Below are 20,918 nucleotides of genomic sequence, written 5' to 3' on the forward strand. Positions count from 1 at the left end.
GACGTCCGCGCTTGTCGATCACTAGCACCGTAGCCCGCCCGGCTCGCGGGGTCACGGTGATATAAGCCCTTGTCGACGTGCTGCCGACGCTGTCGCGACGCGGCGGCGGTGTGGGCGAGCGACAGCGGCGACAGCCCGGGGCGGGTGCGGTCAGCCGCACCGCTGTCCGGGTGCCAGTCCTGCTGACCGGCCACCGCGACTGGACCATGGTGGATCCGTCACTACTCGGGCTTATCCATCAAATCAGTTTGATGTATCGTGTGCGGATGCTCCTGTCGAGTCGATCCGCTCCGGCGTTCGTCCGGCTGGCCGGCCACCCGCTGCGCTGGCAACTGCTGACCGAGCTGGCCGGCAGCGACCTGCGGGTGCGCGAGTTGGTCGCCCTGGTCGGCCAGCCGCAGAACCTGGTCTCCTACCACCTGCGACTGCTCCGCGAGGGCGGCCTGGTCAGCACCACCCGCAGCACCTTCGACGGCCGCGACAGCTACTACCACCTGGACCTGGACCGCTGTGCCGAAGCGCTGGCGGCGACCGGCACGGCCCTGCATCCGGCGCTGCGCCTGGCACCGGCACCGGCGGCGCCCCCAGCGGTCACGGCGGTCACGGTGCTCTTCGTCTGCACCGGCAACAGCGCCCGCTCACCTCTGGCCGAAGCCCTGCTCCGGCACCGCACCGCCGGCCAGGTCGCCGCGGCCAGCGCAGGCACCCGCCCCGCGCCCCGCATGCATCCACACACCGCGCGGATCCTGCGCCAGGAGCACGGCATCGACCTGTCGCCCCGGCACCCCCGGCATCTGCACACGCTCACCGGCCGGCGCTTCGACTACCTCATCACCCTCTGCGACAAGGCTCGCGAGGTCAGCCCCGAACTCGTCGACCACGATCGCCGGATCCACTGGAGCATTCCCGATCCCGCGCCGTCCGGTGATCCCGACCGACAGCCCTATCCGGCCATCGCGCGTACGGCGGCCGACATCGACACCCGGATCCGACACCTGATACCCGTGCTCTCCACCATCGACCGTACGGAGGTCCAGCCGTGACCCCAGCCGACCGCTACGCCAGCGTCCGCTATCTCGTCGACGACGTCCGGGCGGCGCTCGACTTCTACACCACCCACCTCGGCTTCCAAGTGAACAGCGATGCGGCTCCGGCCTTCGCCGACGCGGTCCGCGGCCCACTGCGACTGCTGCTGTCCGGACCCGCCAGCTCCGGCGCCCGCGCCACCCCCGCCGACGCCACCGACCCGGGCCGCAACCGCATCCACCTCGTCGTCGACGACCTGGCCGCCGAGATCAACCGACTCCGCGACGCCGGAGTCTCCTTCCGCAGCGAGTTGGTCTCCGGGCCTGGCGGACGGCAGATCCTGCTCGCCGATCCCGCCGGCAACCTGGTCGAACTCTTCCAGCCCGCCCGGTAACCAGCTTGCGGAGGTGTGTCAAACCGGACAGTCCCGCATGCGCGGCGGCTCCCCTGGTCGCGGCCGCGCGCCGCCGGTTACGCCCGCACCGACGGGATGGTGGGCCGGGGGGCGGGTCGATGGCGATGTCGATCCGGGTCATCGGCGAGTACCGCCGCATGGTGTCGACCGCCACGAGCCCGGCGCCGGCGCCGCCGCACCGCCCGCCGGGCGACGGACAGTGGTGCTGGCACCACTGTCAAGAGGCCCTCGCACACCATCGATGACGCTCGCCGTGCTCCATAGCGTCGACCCCGAGACCTTGTCGAAGGGAGCGGGACGTGTTCGAGAGGTGGGGGTCGGCTGTGGTCCGGCACCCGGTGCGGGTCATCGCGACCTGGCTGGTGCTGGTGATGGGGCTGGGTGGCCTGGGCTATCTGGTGCTCGGGCCGGAGGGGGTGGCAGCGGTCGCCGGACAGAACGAGGCGGACTTCCTGCCGGAGCGGTACGAGTCGGTCCAGGCGGCCAGGTTCGCCGAGCGGGCGTTCCCGTCCGACGAGCGGGAGGGGGCGAGCGCCGTGCTGGTGCTGTCCCGCGCCGACGGGGCGGCGCTGGGCGCGGACGACCAGTCCAGCGGGCGGGACGTGGTCGCCGGGCTCGGCGGTGCCGGCGTACGCGGGGTCAGCGAGCCCACGCTGTCACCTAACGGCAAGATCATGCTTGCCCAGGTGACGTTCACGGACGACGTGGGGCACCCGGAGGTGTCCAGCGCGGTCAGCCGGCTCCGTGCGGAGACGTCGGAACGGCTCTCCGGTACGCCGCTGCGCTCCGGCTACACCGGCGAGGCGGCCGTGGCCAAGGACAGCGAACTGCTGGACCTGCTGGTCAGCGTCGGCATGATCGTGATGATCCTGGTACTACTGGTGGTGATCTTCCGGAGCCCGTGGGTGGCCCTGCTCAACCTGCTGGTCATCGCGCTGGTCGGCCAGGGTGCGGTGGTGGTGATCGCGATCGCGGCCAAGGCGACCGGGACGACCCTGGACGGCTCGGTGACCGGGCTGCTGCCGGTGGTGCTCTTCGGGGTGGGCACCGACTACGTGGTGTTCCTGCTGTACCGGTACCGCGAGCGGTTGCGCCTCGGCGAGGACCGGCGTACCGCGATGGTGGCCGCGCTCGGCCGGGTCGGTTCGGCGATCGGGGTCTCCGCGCTGGCGGTGGCGGTGTCCTTCGGCGCGCTGCTGCTCTCCGGGTTCGGGTCGTTCCGGATCCTCGGGCCGGCACTGGCGTTCGCCGTACTCGTGATGGTGCTTGCCGGACTGACCCTGATCCCAGCGGTCTTCTCGCTGCTCGGCCACCGGGCGTTCTGGCCGTCGAAGGCGTGGCGGAACGAGCCGAAGGCAGGCCTGGCCGCCCGTACCGGTGACCTCGTGGCCCGGCGCCCGGTGGCGGTGGCGCTGGCCGCGATCGCCATCCTGGCGGCGCTCGGTGCGGCCGCGCTCCCGCACCGACCCAGCTACGACATCGCCACGATGCCGGCCGGCACCGAGTCGGCCCGCACCATGCAGCGGCTGGAGTCCGGCTTCCCGGCCGGCACCCTCAGCCCCACCTCGGTCTACCTCTCCGGTCCCGGCCTGACCGAGCAGGCCGCCGGCGCGTACGCCGAGCGGCTCGCCGCGCTGCCGATCGTCGGTGATGTCGGCGGGGTGCGGACCACCGGCGAGGCGGCCCAGGTCGACCTGCTGCTCGCCGCAGACCCGTTCAGCGAGAAGGCGCTCGACGCGATGGTGCACGAGCTGCGCCCGGCCGCGCACGCCGCCGCGCCGCCCGGCAGCACCGTCCACGTCGGCGGCGAGACCTCGATCTTCGCCGACGTCCGTGCGGTGGTCGAGACGGACCTGCGGGTGATCCTGCCCGCCGCCGGCCTGCTGATCGGCCTGGTGCTGCTGCTCATGCTGCGCGGGGTACTCGCCCCGGTGTACCTGCTCGGCGCGGTGGTCGGTGGCTTCGTCGCCACGCTCGGCGCGGCGGTGCTGGTCTTCCAGGGTGCGGTGGGGCGGCCGGGGCTGAGCTTCACGCTTCCGCTGATCGTGTACATGTTCGTGGCGTCGATCGGCACCGACTACAACATCCTGATAATCGCCCGGATCAGGGAGGAGTTGCGCGACGGCGCCTCCCGGCGCGAGGCGGTACGGGCGGCGCTGCGCCAGGCCGCCCCACCGGTCGCCGCGGCCGGGGTGATCCTGGCGGCCTCGTTCGGCGCGCTGACCGTCTCGGCGACCCTCGCCGAGGTCGGTTTCGCGGTGGCGGTGGGGGTGCTGCTCTCCACGTTCGTGCTCTCCTGGCTGCTGGTGCCGGCGCTGACCGCGCTGCTCGGCCGGGCCGCCTTCTGGCCGGCGCCGGTGGGCAGAACGGCGGAGACCCCGGCGGCGGACCCGACCAGGGCGCCGGTGTCGGCGACAATGGTGCCGTGATGATGTGGTGGCGACGAGCGGTGTGGGACGCGGGCCACCTGCTGGTCAGCACCGTGCTCGGATTGGCGGCGCTGGGGCTGCTGCCGCTCACCGCCGTCGCGTTGGTGCTCTGCCTGCTGCCGCCGGTGGGTGCGCCCGTGCTGCGGTTGGTGACCGGGCTCATCCGCCGGCTGGCGGACCGGCAGCGGCGCCGGGTCGGGGCACCGATCCCGTCGCCGTACCCCGCCGCTCCGGGCGGGATCCGCGACATCGTGACCGATCCGGCCTTCGGGCGCGACCTCGGATGGCTGCTCGGCCACGCGGTGACCGGCACGATGGCGATGTTCGTCGTCGGGCAATGGCTCGCCGGCCTACAGGGCCTCGTCATCCCGGTGCTGTATCAGCTACTGCCCGCCGACGTGGAGCTTCAGTACCAGGGGCTACCGATCACCAGCACCACCCGGTCGTTGCTCACCGTGCCGATGGGCGTACTGATCCTGTTCGGGGCCTACTTCCTGCCCCGGGCGTACCGGGCCGGCGAGGCGGGGCTGGCCCGGTGGCTGCTCTCGCCCACCGCCGCCGCGCGGCTCAGCGCCCGGGTCGAGCGGCTCGTCGAGACGCGTACGGCCGTGGTGGATGCCTCCGCCACCGAGCTGCGCCGGATCGAGCGCGACCTGCACGACGGCGCGCAGGCCCGGCTGGTGGCGCTGACCATGAACCTGGGCATGGCGGAGGACATGTTCGACGCCGACCCGGTGGCGGCCAAGGCGATGCTCGCCGACGCCCGGGCCGGCGCGCAGACCGCGATGAGCGAGCTGCGCGACCTGGTACGCGGCATCCACCCGCCGATGCTCGCCGACCGTGGCCTGGCCGGGGCGGCCGAGTCGCTCGCCGCGGCCAGCCCCGTGCCGGTCGCCCTCGACCTGCGGCTCGGGCAGCGGCTCGGCGCGCCGGTCGAGTCGGCGGCCTATTTCGTGCTCGCCGAGGCGCTCGCCAACGCCATCAGGCACGCCGGCGCCACCCGGATCGAGATGTCCGTCGTGGACGAGGAGGCCCAGCTCCGGCTGCGGGTCCACGACGACGGCCGGGGCGGCGCCGATCCCGCGCTCGGTACCGGGCTGCGCGGCATCGAGCGGCGGCTGGGCGCGTTCGACGGCAGCGTCACTGTCACCAGCCCGCTCGGCGGCCCCACCCTGGTGGAGGCGGTGCTCCCGTGCGGGTCGTGATCGCCGAGGACCTGGTGCTGCTGCGGGACGGCATGGTGCGGATGCTCACCGCGTACGGCTTCGACGTGGTGGCCGCCGTCGCCGACGGTGCCGGGCTCGCGGAGACCCTCGTGTCACTGCGTCCCGACGTGGCGGTGGTGGACGTGCGCCTGCCGCCGACCTTCACCGACGAGGGCCTGCGCGCCGCGATCGCCGCCCGCCGCGAGGTCCCGGGCCTGCCGGTGCTGATCCTCTCCCAGTACGTCGAGCAGGTCTACGCCCGCGAACTGCTCGGTGACCGGGCCGGCGGGGCCGGTTACCTGCTCAAGGACCGGGTCGGCGAGGTGCGGGAGTTCACCGACGCGATCCGCAGGGTGGCGGCCGGCGGGACGGTACTCGACCCGGACGTGGTGTCCCAACTGCTCGGCAGCGGCCGGGCGGCGCAGTTGGCGACGCTGACGCCGCGCGAGCGGGAGGTGCTGGCGGTGATGGCCGAGGGGCGGTCCAACGGCGCGATCGGCGCCCGGCTCGTGATCACCGAGAAGGCGGTCAGCAAGCACATCAACAGCATCCTGACCAAGCTCGACCTGCCGCCGTCCGACGACGACCACCGGCGGGTGCTGGCGGTGCTGGCGTACCTGGGCGCCTGACCGGCCGGATGCGGGTGCGCCGGTCGCCGATGCGCGGTGCGGCGATCCAGATATAGCCGGATGCCGATTGACAAAGTTTGGTCTCCAAACTTAATGTCGGCTCTCCGGGGGCACCGCGGCGCCCTCGCCTGCGGCGCGCCCCCGGCACCGTCCAGCCGCCGAATCCAGGCAAGGAGTCCCATTGTGAGTCTGCAGAGCACGGTGCCAAGAACCCGCTGGCGGGTCGGCCTGGTCGCGGCGAGCGCCGCCGTACTGCTGGTCTCGGGGGTGACGGTGGCGGTCAGCGCCCAGGCGGCCGCCGGCTGCCGGGTGGCGTACTCGACCTCGGCGCAGTGGTCGGGTGGCTTCACCGCCAACGTCGGCATCACCAACCTCGGTGACCCGGTCAACGGCTGGAGCCTGGTCTGGACGTTCCCGTCCGGCCAGCGGGTCACCCAGGCGTGGAACGCGAACGTCGCCTCCTCGGGCAGCCAGGTGACCGCGACCAATGTCAGCCACAACGGCACGATCGCGACCAACGCCACCGTGTCGTTCGGCTTCAACGGTTCCTGGACCGGCACGAACACCGCGCCCACCTCGTTCGCGCTCAACGGCGTCGCCTGCACCGGCGACGTCGGAGGGCCGACGGGCCAGCCGACCACCCGGCCGCCGACCAGCGCGCCACCGACCACCCGGCCGCCGACCACGCCGCCGGCCGGCAACGCGATGGCGGCGGTGGCCGCGATGCAGCCGGGCTGGAACCTCGGCAACTCGTTCGACGCGGTCGGCGCCGACGAGACCGCCTGGGGCAACCCCCGGGTGACCGAGGCGCTGCTGGACAACGTCCGGGCGCAGGGCTTCAACAGCATCCGGATCCCGGTCACCTGGAGCAACCACCATGGCGCGGCGCCGAGCTACACCATCGACGCGGCCTGGCTCAACCGGGTACGCGAGGTGGTCAACTGGGCGCTCGCCGACGGCTTCTACGTGATGATCAACATTCACCACGACTCGTGGCAGTGGATCAACACGATGCCGACCGACCGCACGAACGTGCTGAACCGCTACAACGCGCTCTGGACGCAGATCGCCACCGCCTTCCGGGACGCCTCACCCCGGCTCACCTTCGAGAGCGTCAACGAGCCGCAGTTCACCGGCAGCTCCGGCGACGCCCAGAACGCGACGCTGCTGCACGAGCTCAACACGTCGTTCCACCGGATCGTCCGGCAGTCCGGCGGCGGCAACGCCACCCGGCTGCTGGTGCTGCCGACCCTGCACACCTCGGCCGACCAGCCCCGGGTGGACGAGTTGGTGAGCACCTTCAACACGTTGAACGACCCCAACCTGATCGCGACCGTGCACTTCTACGGGTACTGGCCGTTCAGCGTGAACGTCGCCGGCGGGACCCGCTTCGACGCCACCGCGCAGCAGGACCTGACCGGGGTCTTCGACCGCGTCTACAACGCGTTCGTGTCCCGCAACATCCCGGTGATCATCGGCGAGTACGGGCTGCTCGGCTTCGACCGGCACACCGGCACGGTCGAGCAGGGCGAGAAGCTGAAGTTCTTCGAGTACCTCGGCCACTACGCGCGCAACCGGAGGATCACCACCCAACTCTGGGACAACGGACAGCACTTCGGCCGCACCTCGTTCCAGTGGAGCGACCCGGAGCTGTTCGCGCAGATCAGGTCGAGCTGGACCACCCGCTCCGGCACCGCGTCGAGCGACCAGGTGTACGTGCCGCGCACCGGCTCGGTCACCGCCAAGAGCCTGACGCTCAACCTGAACGGCACCACCTTCGCCGGCCTGCGCCAGGGCAACACCGACCTCGCCAACGGCGCCGACTACACCGTCTCCGGCAACACCCTCACGCTCACCGCCGCCGCCGTGACCCGGCTGGTCGGCAACCGGGCGTACGGCGTCAACGCCAACATCCAGGCGCGGTTCTCCCAGGGTGTGCCGTGGCGGATCAGCATCATCACGTACGACCCGCCGGTGCTCACGAACGCGACCGGACCGGCCAGCTCGTTCGCGGTACCCAGCCAGTTCCGGGGCGACCAACTCGCCACGATGGAGGCGAAGTACGCCGACGGCAGCAACGCCGGCCCGCACAACTGGACGTCGTTCAAGGAGTTCGACGTCGCCTTCGCCCCGAACTACAGCGCCAACTCCATCACGCTCAAGCCCGAGTTCTTCGCCGAGGTCAACGACGGGCAGCGGGTCACCCTCACCTTCCACTTCTGGAGCGGCACCACCGTCACCTACTACGTCACCGAGTCGGGTGGCAACGTCACCGGCAGCACGTCGTGACCGGCACCGGGGTGTCGGGGCCGCGCCCCGGCACCCCGGTCCGCCCTCGCGCCCGACCCCCGGCCGGCCGGCGGCAAGCTGTGACCGGGGCTGTCCAGGAACGCCGGGGAGCCGGAGAGTTCGCCGATGTTGAGGATCTGCCCGTACGGCAGGTAGGGCGTACGCAGGCGCTTGGTGTCCTGTAGGTACATCGGCTGGGTCAGTGCCACCGAGTTCTGGTAGAGGTTCACCCCCTCGATCGTCGTCGGGTACTGGTAGACGGGGCCGGGGCGTTGGCGTCCAGGCTGGTGTAGCGCTCGCCCCACCACCGGTAGACGATCGCCTTCTCCAGGGCGGGATCGGGTGCGCCCTCCTGGTGCGTCTATTGCTCATCCGATCCTCCTGGTGGTGGAGGTGGGAAAGTCAGCTCGTCGGGATCCAGACCCGCATGGTGGAGGGCCCGCGGTTGGCCCAGGCGTGGTACGCGACCAGCGGAACCTCGACCGGCTCCCCCTGCGTCGCGCCCGCCGGCCCGACCCGGTCCCCGTGGTAGGGCCAGTCCCGGTCCGGCGGGGCGAGGTGGTGGCAGTGCACCACGACCCGGCCGCCGGCCAGCACGGGTGGCCGGCTGAGGTCGACCCGGAGTTCGTCGACGCTCCCGCCCCCCGGCAGGTCCATCGACTCGACCGCGTACACCAGCGGGCCGCGCTGCACGGCGACGCAGCCGCGGACCGCATCGATGCGCGGATCCGGGTAGCTGAACCAGGGCGCCATGGGCAGGCTCAGCACCGCCTCGTCGCCGGCCCGCCACACCCGGCGCTCGGTGGCGTAGCCGGGGCGCACCGGCCGGGTGTCCGCGCCCACGGTCAGCGTGCCGCCCTGCTCCGCCCAGCCCGGCACCCGCAGCGACAGCGTCCAGGGACGGTCGTCGTCGCCGTCGATCCGCACCCGGATCTCCCCGTCGGCGGGGTAGCCGGTGCTGACGGTGATCCGCCGCTCCGGTCCGCCCGCCGGGCGCTGCACGATCGTCCCGGGCAGGTACTGGTGGATCTGCAGGCCCTCGTCGTCGGTGGTGGCGACGTACGCGGCGAGGCTGGCCAGGGTACGTGCCACGTTGGTCGGGCAGCACGACACCTCGTACCAGGGCGCCCGCTGCGCGGCGGCGGCCCGGATGCTGGGCCGCTCGGCGTCCGGGACGGTGCCGGGCTCCCGGCGGTGCAGGGTGTTGGTGTAGAAGAAGCTCCTGCCGTCGGCCGCCGGTGACGTCGACACCACGTTGAAGAGCGTCCGCTCGATGAGGTCGGCGTACCCGGAGTCGCCGCAGGCGAGCAGCAGCCGCCAGGCCAGCATCACCGAACCGACCCCGGCGCAGGTCTCCGAGTAGGCGCGGTCGGGCGGCAACACCCAGTCCTCGCCGAACGCCTCGTCCTGGTGCCGGGAGCCCTGCCCACCGGTGACGTACGTGCGCCGCGCCACCGTGGTCCGCCACTGGTCGCGTACCGCCTTGAGCAGGCCGGGGTCGTCCGTCTCGGTGGCGACGTCGACGGCCCCGGCCGCGAGGTAGTTCGCCCGTACCGCGTGCCCGCGCAGCACCGTCGCCTGGCGTACCGGAATCTCGTCCTGGAAGTACTCCCGGCGCCACTCCACGTCGCCCAGCCGGCCGTGGCCGCGCCGTTCGACGAAGAGCGCCGCCTGGTCCAGGTAGCGGTCGTCGCCGGTGACCCGGGCGAACTCCACCAGCGCTGGCTCGATCTCCGGGTGCCCGCAGAGGCCGTCGATGCCGCCCGGCCCGAAGGTCTCGCAGACGTTGTCGGCGGCCCGCCGGGCGACCGCCACCAGCCCGTCGTCCGCGTCCGGCCGGGTACGGGCGCGGGCGACGGCGGCCTGGAGGAGATGGCCGACGCAGTAGAGTTCGTGCCCCCATCGCAGGTCGGACCAGCGCGGTGGCTGGCCTGCGTGGCCGAACCTGGTGTTGAGATAGCCGTCGGCGTCCTGGGCCCGGGCCACCCGGTGCACGACGGCCCGGAACCTCGCCTCCACCTCCGGGTCGCCGGTCCGGCCGATCTCCCAGGCCATCGCCTCCAGGAACTTGTAGACCTCCGAGTCGGAGAACTCGCGCCCCCGCCGCTGCCCGGCCGGGTCGTCGCCGGTGGCCACCAGGTCGAAGTTGCGGATCCAGCCCTCCCGCTCGAGCCAGTGCGCGATGTGTTCGAGACTGGCCGCCGCGTTGACGGATTGACGCTCGGCCCAGAAGCCGCCGGTGATGCGGACCTCGTCCAGTCCGAGCGGCCGGAGCCGCCCGCGGCTCGGCAGGACAGGGGCCGCAGTGGAGGCGCTGGATGCCATGGTCATCCCTTCAGTGCGCCGGACATGAAGCCGCGCACGTAGTGTCGTTGGAGCAGCAGGAACAGCACGACGCACGGCAGCGCGAGAACGACGACGCCGGCCTCCGTCGCGCCGTAGTCGACGACGCCCTGCACCTGGCCGCGGAGGTTGGCCACGGCGAGCGGCAGCGTCATCCGCTCGGAGTCGTTGATCAGGATCAGCGGCGCCATGAAGTCGTTCCAGGCGGCAAGGAACGCGAAGAGTCCCACGGTGATCAGGCCCGGCTTGACCGCCGGGACGAGCACCCGCCACAGCGCGCTGAACGAGGAGCAGCCGTCGACCTTCGCCGCCTCGTCGAGTTCGCGCGGCACCGCCTCGAAGGAGATCCGCATCAGGAAGGTGGAGAACGGCAACTGGAACATGGTGAGCACCAGCGCGACACCGACCAGCGAGTTCTGTAGCCCGACCTCGTTGAGCAGGACGTAGAGCGGGATGAGCAGGGTCGCGTACGGGACCATCAGGATGGCCAGGGTGAGCAGGAACAGGACGTTCCGGCCGGGGAAGCGGAACCGCGCGAAGGCGTACCCGCCGAGCAGCGAGATCAGCAGGGTGAGGGCGACAGTCAGCAGTGAGACGAACGCCGAGTTGGCGAGGTAGCGCCAGATCCCGGCCTGGTAGTCGGCGAGGGTCGTGTAGTTGCCGAAGCCCCATCCGGTCACCTGGTTGGTGCCCGGCTGCGGGGAGACCGAGGCGACGGCGGTCCACACCAGCGGGAAAAGGAAGATCACCGCCACGGCTCCGGTGAAGACCCAGTAGGGCGTCCGGAAGGCGACACCGGCGATGGTGAGGCCGCGCGGCCTCGGCCTGGTCGGCACCTTCTCCGCTGGTCGGGGCGGCCCGGCGACGGCGGCCCGAATGGGGCTGGAGTCCACGGTCATGGCGTCAGTTCTCCTCGGACCGGAAGGCGCGCAGTTGCAGCGCGTTGATGAGGACCAGGGCCGCCAGCACGATGACCGAGAGCGCCGCCGCGACGCCGAGGTCGTTCTGTCCCTGGAACGCGATCATGTAGATGAGCTGGACCACCGTGATGGTGCTGTTGTCCGGGCCGCCCTTGGTGAGGATGTAGAACTGCTCGAAGGCGAGCAGGGAGCCGGTCACGCAGAGCACGGTCGTCAGCGCCAGCGTCGGGCGGAGCAGCGGCAGGGTGACGCTCCGGAAGGTCTGCCAGCGGGTGGCCCCGTCCGAACGCGCCGCCTCGAAGACGTCCGCCGGGATGCTCTGCAGCCCGACCAGCATGAGCACCATGTAGAAGCCGGCGTAGCGCCAGACGATGAGGAACACCGTGGAGAAGAGCGCCGCGTTCGGCGAGCCGAGGAAGGTGACGCCGAGGCGCTCCACCACCGGCGCCAGCGGGCTCGCGTACGGCGAGTAGAGCACGTAGAACAGCAGTGACGCCGAGGCGAGCCCGAGCGCGCTGGGCACCAGGAACGACGCCCGGAGCAGGTTGTTCCACCGGCTGGACTCCTGCACCAGCAGGGCCATTCCCAGGCCGAGGGTCAGCAGCAGCACGGTCGTAATCACCGTGTACTTGACGGTGAAGACCACCGAGTCGGTGAAGAAGCGGTGGTCGACCGCCTTGCTAAAGTTGTCCGGCGCGTTGAGACCCTGGTCGCCGCTGAGCAGCGGCCATCGCGACACCGACATCTTGACCACGAGCAGCAGCGGCAGCACGAACAGCGCCGCGACGAATGCCGCGGTCGGCGTGGCGTAGATCCAGCCGAGTAGGGCCTGCCGCCGGCTGGGGCGGACCCGGCCCCGCAGCGCCGCGCCGGTTGGGCGTGCCGGTGCGCTGACGTTCATGACAACTCCTCGTTCGATCGGCGACGGGCCGGACCGGCGACGCGTTGCGGTGCCGCGCGGCGGGCGTATGCCGGGTCCGCACAGTGGCGGCTGGGCCGGCATACGCCTGCGGCGCCCCTGTCTATTGCTGGAGTACCGCGGTGATTTCCTTGTTGTCCTTCTGGAGGTCGCCGCTGCCGTTGAGCACCTGGTTGCGGATGAGGGTCAGCCAGGGGCTGCCCGGTGCGTTGAACGCCTGCTGGAAGTTGAGTGCGACCGGGGTGTCGCCCTTGCCGGCGACCTGGTTGATGGTGACCAGGCGGGGGTCCTGGGCGGCGTACCTGTTGTTGGCCAGGTCGGAGCGGGACACCACGTCCTTGTTCTTGGCCAGCACCTCCACCTGGGCTTCCTCGGACATCATCCAGCTCAGGAAGTTCCAGGCCTGCGCGGCCTTCCTGGAGTCCTTCGAGACGCCGATGCCGTCGCCGCCGACGAACGTCGAGGCACCGCCGTTCGGACCGGGGATGCCGGCGACGCCGACGTCGAACGGCGTCGACGACAGCAGCGTCGCCGGGTAGAACATCAGCCCGACCTTGCCCTCGGTGAACGCCGCCGTCCAGGTCGGGCCGGTCTCGCCGGACGAGGCCGGCAGGACGGCGCCGGACTTCCACAGGTCGGCCCAGGTGCTGTACACCTTCTGTGCGGTCTCGTCGGCCAGCTTCGCCTCGGTGCCGTCCTCGCTGAGCACCTCGCCGCCGTCGGCCCAGATGGACGGGAACCAGGTGAAGACGAGGCATCCGCCGCAGTTCAGCCCGGCCGCCGTGCCGTAGACGCCGGCCTTCTCGGTGGCCTGGACGGCCTTCGCGGCCGCGGCGTACTCGGCCAGGCTCGCCGGCGCCTTCTCCGGGTCCAGCCCGGCGTCCTTGAAGAGTTGCTTGTTCCAGAACAGCATCGACAGGTCGAGTACGAAGGGCAGCACGTGGGCCTTGCCGTCCCGGGTACCGGCCGAGAGGTGGCCCTTGTTGATGGAGTCCTTGAAGCCGAGGCCGTCGATGTTGGCGCTGAGATCCTGGAACAGTCCCTGGTTGACCCAGTTCGGCACGTAGACGATGTCGGCGGCGAAGAGGTCCGGCAGGCCGCCGGAGCCGGCCGCCGCACCCACCTTCGCGACGTAGTCGTCGTTGGGGACGACGGTCAGCTTGACCTTGTTCTGGTGGCCGGCGTTGTACGCCTCGACCAGAAGTTTCGCCTGCTTCTCCAGCGGGGCCCGGGTCCAGAGCGTCAACTCGCTGCCGTCGTCGACTCCGGTGGGGCCCGCCTCGGCCACGCCGCCCTGGTCGCCCGGACCGTCGTCACCGCACGCCGCCACGATGAGGACCAGCGTCGCCGCCAGGACTCCGGCGAGCGACCGCAGGACGGTCCGCCCGCCCGATCTTCTTTCCATGACTCTCCTCGGGTTCGTGTGAGATGTGCGCCGTTCTCCCTGTTGTTGCGGTAGCGGGGTGACTACAGCCGCTGCGCCAGTCGGTGGTAGCCGCTGTTCCAGCGCAGGTGGTTGACGAACGACCGGTAGTCGGTCGCAGCGTCGATCATGAGCAGTTCGACACCGGACATGTCGGCAAAGTCGGCGAGGGCCGTGTGCATCCACGCGACCACACCGACCACCCGATCGTCGGCGGTGGCGTCCAGGCACGTCCGGCGGATCGCGTCGGCGGTGGTCAGCACCGGTTTCCAGACGAGGCGAGGGTGCACCCCCGGCCCGCCGGCGAGCCGCTGGCACACCTCGCGGGACTGTGTCGCGACCTGTTCGAGCACCTCTTCGCCGTAGAGCGACTCGCTTCCCGTCAGGAACCAGATCTCCGCCGGTTCGTTCGCCATGCCCACCTGCGTCACTCCGTTCCACCCGACCCGGCCGGATCCGCTCCGGTGGCGCGGATCGGGCCGGTCAAGGTCGCTGGCGGCCAGGGGCAGCCGCGGGCCAACCGAACGCGGTACTCGCCGGGGCGCACCGGGGCGCCGAGTCGTCGTCACGGTCACCGGCCCCTCTCGTACCGAAAACCTTTTCGGAGGATTCTGGTGGCCAGGTTACGGTCGTGTCAACAGTGGATTTCGGGCCTGGCTACGGATCACCGGCCAGGATCGACAGCGCCGTGCCCGGCCGTCGGCCCCCGCCGAAACTCTTTCGGGATGCCCGAAGAAGGGCGACGCCCCGAGCACACCGGCCCCCGGGTCGCGCACCGCGTCCCGGCCGTAACCACCGGCAACGGAACGGTGTCGGCCAGCGGCGGCCAGGGGTCGGTGCGGGAGCCCACGACGATCAGCCGGTCGACGGCATCCACGGTTCGCGGCGAGGAACTGCCAGCGGAGGCGCCCCGGACACCGCCCCTTACTCAGCACGGCCCGAAAGCCTTTCGGCCGGGTTTCAGCACCGCTGCGGCCGGCAGGATCCACTCTCGGCTCCTCCCCCGCACCGGGGAGTACCCGGAACGGTCGCGCCACCGGGCGGCCCAGCAGGGACCGGTGACGCCGCCACGAAACCGCGACCGAAAAGATCAACATCGTGGCCGGCGGGGCGGAAGGGCTCGACACGCCTCCGAGGTGCGCGGTAGGGGTAACCCTCGGTCAAAAGGAGAGGCCAGCTTCAGTGCGTGCGGACGGTCGCGCGGCACAGACTTTGTCGACCGACTTCTGCCCGGGTGGCAGTCGCGCTCTTCTGGGAGGGACCATGTCGAACTCGGAGAAGCTCCGCGTCAGTCGACGCGCGGTGCTCGGTGGCGCCGCCGCTCTGCTGGGTGGCGGGCTGGCGTCACCACCGGCCGCGTGGGCCGACGGCCCGGGACCCCGCCGCGACGGTTCGACACGTCGGCCGGTGGACCGGAAGTCGGTGGACGCCGTGGCGTCCCGACTGGACCGCGATCTCGTCGAGCTGCGCCGTGACATCCACCGGCACCCCGAAACGGCGGGTACGGAGCGGCGGACCGCTGCCGTGGTGGCACGGCGGCTTCGCGCGGCCGGCCTCGACGTCAGGACCGGTGTCGGCGGGCACGGAGTCGTGGCCGTCCTCACCGGTGCCCGTCCCGGCCGGACGGTCGCCTACCGGGCGGACATGGACGCGGTACCGCCGGGTGATCAGTTCGGCGGCGGCCCGCTGCCGGCCCACCTGTGTGGACACGACGTGCACACCACGGTGGGTGTGGGCGTCGCGGAGGTTCTGGCAATGCTGCGCAACCGACTCACCGGCTCGGTGGTGTTCGTCTTCCAACCCGCCGAGGAGGCGCTCGCCGGTGCCGCCGCGATGCTCGACGACGACGTGTTCGCCCGGGTCCGGCCGGCGGAGATCCATGCCCTGCACTGCGGTCCCTTCCCGGTCGGCCAGTTCGTCGTCACTCCCGGGTGCGGGCTCCCCGGTCAGGATCGCGGCACTGTGACGTTGACGGGTCCGGACGCGACGGCCCGGGCGCAGCGGCTCGCTGCCGAGATCAACGTCCTCGGCACCGTCACTCCGCCCGCCACGCCGGCGGACATCGAACGGCTCGTGGCGGACATCCTCACCCCGGACGGGCCGTTGGCCGAATTCGTCTTCATCCGGGCAGAGGTGCCCGACGCCGAGGGCCCGGCCGAGGTCCGGATCTCCTACCGCTGCTGGCCGGAGCACCGGTATCCCGAGATCCGCGAACAGGTCCGCCGGCTCGCGGGGTCGTACGGCGGGGCGGTGGGTTTCCCGAACGACCCGTTCCCGGCCATGCTCTGCCCGGAGCAGGAGGGCCTGGCACTGCGGCGCTACCTGCGCCAGAGCGTCGGCCACGCCCGGGTACGGACGCTGCAGGCCCCGGTCCCGTTCAACGGTGAGGACTTCGCGTTGTTTCTCGACCGGCTTCCCGGCACCTACACCTTCCTCGGCGTCCAGGCGCCCGGTGCCGGCGTCGAGACCAGCGCTCCGCACTTCGGCACCTTCGACCCGGACGAGCGGGCCATCGGGTACGGCGTCCGTGCGATGGCCGGCTGGCTGGCCGGACGCACCCGCACCTAGTACCGCGACAGCAGCGTCATGTCGTCGGTAGCGGCAGAGGCGGGCCCGGTACTGGTGTCGTCGGCGCCATCGGAACCAGACCCACACCTGCTGGTGCACGGTGGTGTCGCGCTGACAGAGCGGTGCGTAGTCTTCGGAGACCGCGGAGAACCGGCAGCGGGAGGGCGGCCACCCCCGTCGGTAGGATCGTCCGGGTGGATCTGGACGACACCGCCGCCCGGCTCGGGGTACCCGTCGAGGACGTCGACCGCGTGCACCGGCTCGCCGGCGACCGGCCGTCGGCTCCGCTGCCCGCCAAGGCCGACGCGCCCGCGATCCTCGACCGGCTCGCGGTGCGGCCGGACGACGCCGCCGAGATCATGGCTGGCTGGCCCGATCCGGGCTCTCCGCTGTGGACCGCGGAGCTGCGCTGGCTACTCGACCGCTCGATCGCCCTGGTCCGCGCCGATCTCGGCGGCCACAGCTGGCTGTCGCCCGGTCCGGAGCTGCCGCGCGAACGGGGCCCCGCCTGGCGGCATCTCTACGTGTACGCGTACCTGGCCCTGGTCGACGTCGTTACCGGGTACCACCGCGACCACGGCATCGCCGATGCCGTGTCGTGGGCGACCCTCGCCGACCTGGGCCGCAACCTCGCGGTCGACCGACGGATGCACCGCGAGGGCTGGCCGGTCATGCAGAGCTGGCTGACGCTGCACGCGCGCGGCGGCATCTACGAGCTGGGCCGGCTGCAGCACCAGCGCGGCGGCACCGCCATCGACCTGCACATCCCCGAGTCGGGGCCGATGACCCCGGAGGCGGTCACGGCGTCGCTCGACGAGGCGCGCGCGTTCTTCCCGCGCCACTTCCCCGACGAGCGCTACACGGCGTTCTCCTGCGGCTCCTGGCTACTCGACCCGCAGCTACTGGAGTACCTGCCCGCGGACTCCAACATCGTTCGGTTCCAGCGGAGGTTCGAGCTGGAACCCTACGAGGAGCTGGAAGGGCTGGACGCCGACGTCGAGGTGCTGCGGTTCGTGTTCCGTACCCTGGCCACGCCGCTTGATGAGCTGCCGCGCCGCACCGTGCTCCAGCGCACGATCGTCGACCACCTGAAGGCCGGCCGCCACTGGCAGATCCGCCGCGGCCGCCTCCCGATCTAGCCACACCCCTGGTGCTGCCACGGCACCGTCAGGGGTAGCCGTGTCGTCGGTGGTGGCAGCGGCGGGCCCGACCGCCAGGGTGGCGACCGACAGGGCCAGGAACACGGGGGGCCACGCCGACGCCGACGCCGACGGCGGTCGCGGTAACCCGGAGTGGATAGCCAGTTCCGACAGCTACGAGCGCCGGTACTGGGTCGGCGCGGGTGCGTCGGAGGCCCGGCCCAGCACCCGGGCAAGCCACTCGGTACGGGTCCGGCGCGCGGCGGCCGAGACCCCCGCCGTCGGGAACAGGGCGTCGAATCCGTGGAAGCCGCCCGCCCAGACGTGCAGTTCCGCCTGGCCGCCGGCCGCCCAGATCCGGCTGGCGTACTCGACGTCCTCGTCGCGGAAGACCTCGGCCGTGCCGGCGTCGACGTAGCTGGTCGGCAGGCCCGAGAGGTCGTCGGCCACCGCCGGTGAGACGTAACCGGGCACGTCGCCGTCGGTGAGGTCGCCGAGTACCGACCGCCATCCGAACTGGTTCATCTCCCGGGTCCAGGGTCCGGGCACGCCGGCGTACTGCTGGCTGGAGGTGCTGTCGTTGCGATGGTCGAGCATGGGGCAGATCAGCACCTGGGCGGCGATCGCCGGAGTACCTCGGTCGCGTGCCATCAGGGTGACCCCGGCGGCGAGGCCACCTCCGGCGCTGATGCCCGCGACGACGACACGGGCAGGGTCGATGCCCATTTCGTCGGCGTGCTCGGCGACCCAGAGCAGGCCCTGGTAGCAGTCGTCGACCAGGGTCGTGCCGGTGGCCTCCGGCGCCAACCGGTGGTCCACCGAGACCACCACGGCGCCGAACCGGTCGAGCCAGTCCAGCGGGATGTCGATCTGCGAGAACCGGTCGCCCATGACCATGCCCCCACCGTGGATCCAGTAGACGCAGGGTGCCGGCCCGGCACGGTCGGCGCCGGCGGGAGTCAAGATGGACAGCGGGATCTGCGCACCGTCCGGGCTCGGGACGGTGACCTCGCGCCGGTCGACCGCATGCCCTTGCAGGAGGCTCTCGACCGGCGGCGTCGGGAACTGGCGCAGTTGCGCGAGCACCTCGGGACTGAGCTCGGACATCGGCGGCATGTCGGCGAGCAACGCGCGCAGTTCGGGATCGGTGTCGGGGCGGGTACGCGTCATGGTGGGTTCCTTCCAGTGAATTCGGTCAGATGACCGGGAAGACGGTCGAGCAAGGAATGGTCCGTCGGCCCCGTGGCTACTCGGCAGGCTCAGAAGGCCGCCTTGCCGCCCACCGGCACCTCGTCGGTGTAGTCGGAGGCGGCGGCGAGCAGCGGCTGGAGCTTCGCGACCAGCGCCTGTGCCTCCCCGGTCGCGAAGAACTCGCCGTGGGCCTCTTCGCTGGTCCAGCCCTCGGTGACGGAGACGACGTCCCGGTTGCCGGCCGAGCGGCTGACCAGGAAGACGACGCAGTCCTCGTGGGACAGCGACGGCGCGGCGAGCAGCAGCTCCACCACTTCGTCGCCCTTCCCGGGCCGGGCGGTCATGGTGGCGTGGAAACCGTGTGTGACGCGCATGGGCGGCCAAACCTCTCATTCGCGGAGCCGTCGCACGCTCCTGGGATAGCGACTAACCCATGAAAGCATCGCGATCAGGAGAAATGTTAGAACGATACTCTTTGAGGCTTGCCTGATCCTACTGTCGCAGCGAGGATCGAATCGTGCTTGAATCAGCTCGTGAGCCTTGACGAGCTAGCCGCGCTGATCGCCCGGCACGCCCGACCCGATCAAGGCACCCCGATCGAGGGTGTCCTGGTCTCGAAGGTCGAGCGGCCCTATCCGCCGTCACCGTCGATGTCCGGCACGGTGCTGGCACTCATCGTCCAGGGCGCGAAACGGATCGCGCTGGGTGAGCGCGTCTACGAGTACCGCGCCGGGCAGTACCTCATCGCCTCGGTCGACCTGCCGATCACCGGCCACTTCACCGAGGCCAGCCTCGAACGGCCCGCGCTGGGCTTCGGCCTGACCCTGCACCCGGCCACCGTCGCCGAACTGCTGTTGCAGGCGGCCCCTGGAGACCTGCCGCCCGCCGGCGGCGGCGCGCCGTCCGGCATGGCCGTCAGCTCCGCACCCGACGAACTCCTCGACGCGGTGATCCGGCTGCTACGCCTGCTCGACCGGCCACGCGACCTGACGGTGCTCGCCCCGCTGATCAAGCGGGAGATCCTGTGGCGGGTCATCACCGGCGAGCAGGGCGCGGTCGTCCGCCAGCTCGGCCTCGCCGACAGCAGCCTCAGCCACATCGCCCGGGCGGTCCGGTGGATCCGCGACCACTACACGCAGTCGTTCCGGGTCGACGACGTGGCGCAGCTCGCGGGGATGAGCACATCCGCCTTCTACCGCAACTTCCAGGCCGTCACCGCGATGAGCCCGATCCAGTTCCAGAAACAGATCCGGCTCCAGCAGGCCCGGCTCCTGCTCGCCACCCATCCCAACGACGTCACCGGGGTGGGCCACCGGGTCGGCTACGACAGCGCGTCACAGTTCAGCCGCGAGTACCGCCGCCAGTTCGGCACGGCCCCCAGCCAGGACGCGGCCCGGCTGCGCGACACCACGCCGAGCACCACGCCTGCCGCCCTGGTCTGACAGCCCGTACCGACCGCCGGGCGCCACGAAGCGGTTCGTCGCCACCTGCCGAAAATGGTGCGGTCCACGCCCGACGGCTCCCTACGGTGCAGCGATGCAGGGGCAGCCTTACGACCGCAGCAAAGATCCCGACCCCACGAATCCCACCCGGCGCCGCGGATCGACGGTGGTTCATCCGGCCCAGCCGTGGACGTCGACGACTCACGGGTCTCTGCGGCATCTGGAGGCCGAGGGGCTCGAGGCCGCACCGCGGGTCGTGGGATCGGGGTTCGACGATGCCGGAAACGAGATCCTGAGCTGGACAGAGGGCACGATCTTCGCCGAGGCGGTGTGGCCGGATCCGGAACTCTCGCTGCACGATGTCGGGGCGATCCTTCGTCGACTGCACCGGCCGCGACCCGCGCCGAGTGGTTTCGATGCTTCCTCGACGGCTACGGCCTGGCCCGCGCCGCGCGGGCGGACCTCGTCGAGCGGATCCTCCGATTCGCGATCACCGACAACGGCTGGTACGCGCGCACCCAGGGCTTCACCCGCGAGGCACGCAACGGCGAAGGACTGTGGACACTGGCCCGGCAGTCGCGCGCCGCACTCTGCACACTCGAACACCGCGACCTGCTGACCCGGGCAAGCCCTGCGATGACCGGCAATTCCCACCGATAGGCCCTCAGCGCCGTGCCGGTGTCCGGGCAAACTTCCCCGCAATCCGGGCACGATCTTGCCTTATTGATAGACACTTCCCTATCCTCGCTGTGGAAAGCGCTTTCCATCCGCTTCGACGCTGGCGCCCTGTCCACCGGCACCAGCGACCTCGCGGCCGGCGCCGGCCGGCGCGAAGGTCCGGGCCGCGGCGGAACCGCGCCCAGATCCGCGTACCGAAGGGCACCCGTCCATCCCGGGCGGCGGGCGACGGGTCGACAGCCGGGACGGGCCGGCGACATGACCACGGTAGGTACCGGCAACACCAGCAGTTGCAAACGAAG

General features: G+C 71.3%; 18 protein-coding genes. 10 read left to right on the plus strand and 8 right to left on the minus strand.

The window, feature by feature from the left end:
- Positions 1–266: 266 nt before the first annotated feature.
- The 6 genes from R6Y94_RS22940 (at position 267) to R6Y94_RS22965 (ending at position 7,993) form a co-directional block, all read left to right on the plus strand.
- Positions 267–1,043, plus strand: coding sequence for an ArsR family transcriptional regulator (locus tag R6Y94_RS22940; protein ID WP_318397955.1), 777 nt, complete (start codon positions 267–269; stop codon positions 1,041–1,043).
- The gene (locus tag R6Y94_RS22945; protein ID WP_318397956.1) at positions 1,040–1,420 is read left to right on the plus strand and encodes a VOC family protein; all 381 of its coding nucleotides are present in this window, start codon (positions 1,040–1,042) and stop codon (positions 1,418–1,420) included. Before R6Y94_RS22940 ends, R6Y94_RS22945 begins: the two co-directional genes overlap by 4 nt.
- 320 nt (positions 1,421–1,740) lie before the next feature.
- The gene (locus R6Y94_RS22950) at positions 1,741–3,870 is read left to right on the plus strand and encodes an MMPL family transporter (protein ID WP_318397957.1); all 2,130 of its coding nucleotides are present in this window, start codon (positions 1,741–1,743) and stop codon (positions 3,868–3,870) included.
- Positions 3,870–5,075 (plus strand): sensor histidine kinase, encoded by a 1,206-nt coding sequence (locus R6Y94_RS22955; RefSeq protein ID WP_318397995.1) that lies wholly within the window; start codon positions 3,870–3,872, stop codon positions 5,073–5,075. Before R6Y94_RS22950 ends, R6Y94_RS22955 begins: the two co-directional genes overlap by 1 nt.
- Positions 5,063–5,704 (plus strand): response regulator transcription factor, encoded by a 642-nt coding sequence (locus tag R6Y94_RS22960; RefSeq protein WP_318397958.1) that lies wholly within the window; start codon positions 5,063–5,065, stop codon positions 5,702–5,704. The genes R6Y94_RS22955 and R6Y94_RS22960 overlap by 13 nt, the downstream gene beginning before the upstream one ends.
- Positions 5,705–5,797: 93 nt before the next feature.
- Positions 5,798–7,993, plus strand: a complete 2,196-nt coding sequence (locus R6Y94_RS22965) for a cellulase family glycosylhydrolase (RefSeq protein WP_412102845.1) — start codon at positions 5,798–5,800, stop codon at positions 7,991–7,993.
- Here the strand turns inward: R6Y94_RS22965 and R6Y94_RS22970 are convergent.
- The 6 genes from R6Y94_RS22970 to R6Y94_RS22995 all read right to left on the minus strand — a co-directional run bounded on the left by R6Y94_RS22970 (position 7,948) and on the right by R6Y94_RS22995 (position 14,014).
- Complete coding sequence (locus R6Y94_RS22970; RefSeq protein WP_318397960.1) at positions 7,948–8,301, minus strand: hypothetical protein; 354 nt, start codon at positions 8,299–8,301, stop codon at positions 7,948–7,950. The two genes, R6Y94_RS22965 and R6Y94_RS22970, sit on opposite strands and share 46 nt — an antisense overlap.
- Positions 8,302–8,395: 94 nt before the next feature.
- Positions 8,396–10,324: a glycoside hydrolase family 127 protein gene (locus R6Y94_RS22975; protein WP_318397961.1), complete on the minus strand. Its 1,929-nt coding sequence runs from the start codon at positions 10,322–10,324 to the stop codon at positions 8,396–8,398.
- The gene (locus tag R6Y94_RS22980) at positions 10,321–11,235 is read right to left on the minus strand and encodes a carbohydrate ABC transporter permease (RefSeq protein WP_318397962.1); all 915 of its coding nucleotides are present in this window, start codon (positions 11,233–11,235) and stop codon (positions 10,321–10,323) included. The genes R6Y94_RS22975 and R6Y94_RS22980 overlap by 4 nt, the downstream gene beginning before the upstream one ends.
- Positions 11,236–11,239: 4 nt before the next feature.
- The gene (locus R6Y94_RS22985; RefSeq protein WP_318397963.1) at positions 11,240–12,157 is read right to left on the minus strand and encodes a sugar ABC transporter permease; all 918 of its coding nucleotides are present in this window, start codon (positions 12,155–12,157) and stop codon (positions 11,240–11,242) included.
- 121 nt (positions 12,158–12,278) lie between these two features.
- Positions 12,279–13,580 (minus strand): sugar ABC transporter substrate-binding protein, encoded by a 1,302-nt coding sequence (locus R6Y94_RS22990; protein WP_318397964.1) that lies wholly within the window; start codon positions 13,578–13,580, stop codon positions 12,279–12,281.
- A gap of 62 nt (positions 13,581–13,642) precedes the next feature.
- Positions 13,643–14,014: a hypothetical protein gene (locus tag R6Y94_RS22995; RefSeq protein WP_318397965.1), complete on the minus strand. Its 372-nt coding sequence runs from the start codon at positions 14,012–14,014 to the stop codon at positions 13,643–13,645.
- 847 nt (positions 14,015–14,861) lie between these two features.
- Here R6Y94_RS22995 and R6Y94_RS23000 point away from each other — a divergent pair.
- Together R6Y94_RS23000 and R6Y94_RS23005 are read left to right on the plus strand one after the other, a co-directional pair.
- Entirely contained in the window at positions 14,862–16,166 is a 1,305-nt protein-coding gene (locus R6Y94_RS23000) for a M20 metallopeptidase family protein (protein WP_318397966.1), read from the plus strand.
- Between the two features lie 194 nt (positions 16,167–16,360).
- On the plus strand, positions 16,361–17,305 hold the full coding sequence (locus R6Y94_RS23005; protein ID WP_318397967.1) for an acyltransferase domain-containing protein: 945 nt from the start codon (positions 16,361–16,363) through the stop codon (positions 17,303–17,305).
- A gap of 174 nt (positions 17,306–17,479) precedes the next feature.
- Here R6Y94_RS23005 and R6Y94_RS23010 read toward each other — a convergent pair whose 3' ends face one another.
- Together R6Y94_RS23010 and R6Y94_RS23015 are read right to left on the minus strand one after the other, a co-directional pair.
- Positions 17,480–18,475: an alpha/beta hydrolase gene (locus R6Y94_RS23010; RefSeq protein ID WP_318397968.1), complete on the minus strand. Its 996-nt coding sequence runs from the start codon at positions 18,473–18,475 to the stop codon at positions 17,480–17,482.
- Positions 18,476–18,564: 89 nt separating this feature from the next.
- Positions 18,565–18,870 carry a putative quinol monooxygenase gene (locus tag R6Y94_RS23015; protein WP_318397969.1) on the minus strand — a complete coding sequence of 102 codons (306 nt, stop codon included), beginning with the start codon at positions 18,868–18,870 and terminating at the stop codon, positions 18,565–18,567.
- A gap of 159 nt (positions 18,871–19,029) precedes the next feature.
- Between R6Y94_RS23015 and R6Y94_RS23020 the strand changes: the two genes are divergently transcribed.
- Positions 19,030–19,938 carry an AraC family transcriptional regulator gene (locus tag R6Y94_RS23020; RefSeq protein WP_318397970.1) on the plus strand — a complete coding sequence of 303 codons (909 nt, stop codon included), beginning with the start codon at positions 19,030–19,032 and terminating at the stop codon, positions 19,936–19,938.
- 330 nt (positions 19,939–20,268) lie between these two features.
- The gene (locus tag R6Y94_RS23025) at positions 20,269–20,598 is read left to right on the plus strand and encodes a hypothetical protein (protein ID WP_318397971.1); all 330 of its coding nucleotides are present in this window, start codon (positions 20,269–20,271) and stop codon (positions 20,596–20,598) included.
- Positions 20,599–20,918 lie beyond the last annotated feature (320 nt).

It is taken from the genome of Plantactinospora sp. KLBMP9567, assembly GCF_033446045.1.
In the GTDB taxonomy this organism is placed as follows: Bacteria; Actinomycetota; Actinomycetes; order Mycobacteriales; family Micromonosporaceae; genus Plantactinospora.

Coding starts and splice junctions, on each gene's coding strand:
- R6Y94_RS23000 (WP_318397966.1), top strand. CDS start 14,862: ATGTCGAACTCGGAGAAGCTCCGCGTCAGTCGACGCGCGGTGCTCGGT.
- R6Y94_RS22965 (WP_412102845.1), top strand. CDS start 5,798: ATGTCGGCTCTCCGGGGGCACCGCGGCGCCCTCGCCTGCGGCGCGCCC.
- R6Y94_RS22975 (WP_318397961.1), bottom strand. CDS start 10,324: ATGACCATGGCATCCAGCGCCTCCACTGCGGCCCCTGTCCTGCCGAGC.
- R6Y94_RS22995 (WP_318397965.1), bottom strand. CDS start 14,014: ATGGCGAACGAACCGGCGGAGATCTGGTTCCTGACGGGAAGCGAGTCG.
- R6Y94_RS22990 (WP_318397964.1), bottom strand. CDS start 13,580: ATGGAAAGAAGATCGGGCGGGCGGACCGTCCTGCGGTCGCTCGCCGGA.
- R6Y94_RS22940 (WP_318397955.1), top strand. CDS start 267: ATGCTCCTGTCGAGTCGATCCGCTCCGGCGTTCGTCCGGCTGGCCGGC.
- R6Y94_RS23010 (WP_318397968.1), bottom strand. CDS start 18,475: ATGACGCGTACCCGCCCCGACACCGATCCCGAACTGCGCGCGTTGCTC.
- R6Y94_RS22980 (WP_318397962.1), bottom strand. CDS start 11,235: ATGACCGTGGACTCCAGCCCCATTCGGGCCGCCGTCGCCGGGCCGCCC.
- R6Y94_RS23015 (WP_318397969.1), bottom strand. CDS start 18,870: ATGCGCGTCACACACGGTTTCCACGCCACCATGACCGCCCGGCCCGGG.
- R6Y94_RS22985 (WP_318397963.1), bottom strand. CDS start 12,157: ATGAACGTCAGCGCACCGGCACGCCCAACCGGCGCGGCGCTGCGGGGC.
- R6Y94_RS22955 (WP_318397995.1), top strand. CDS start 3,870: ATGATGTGGTGGCGACGAGCGGTGTGGGACGCGGGCCACCTGCTGGTC.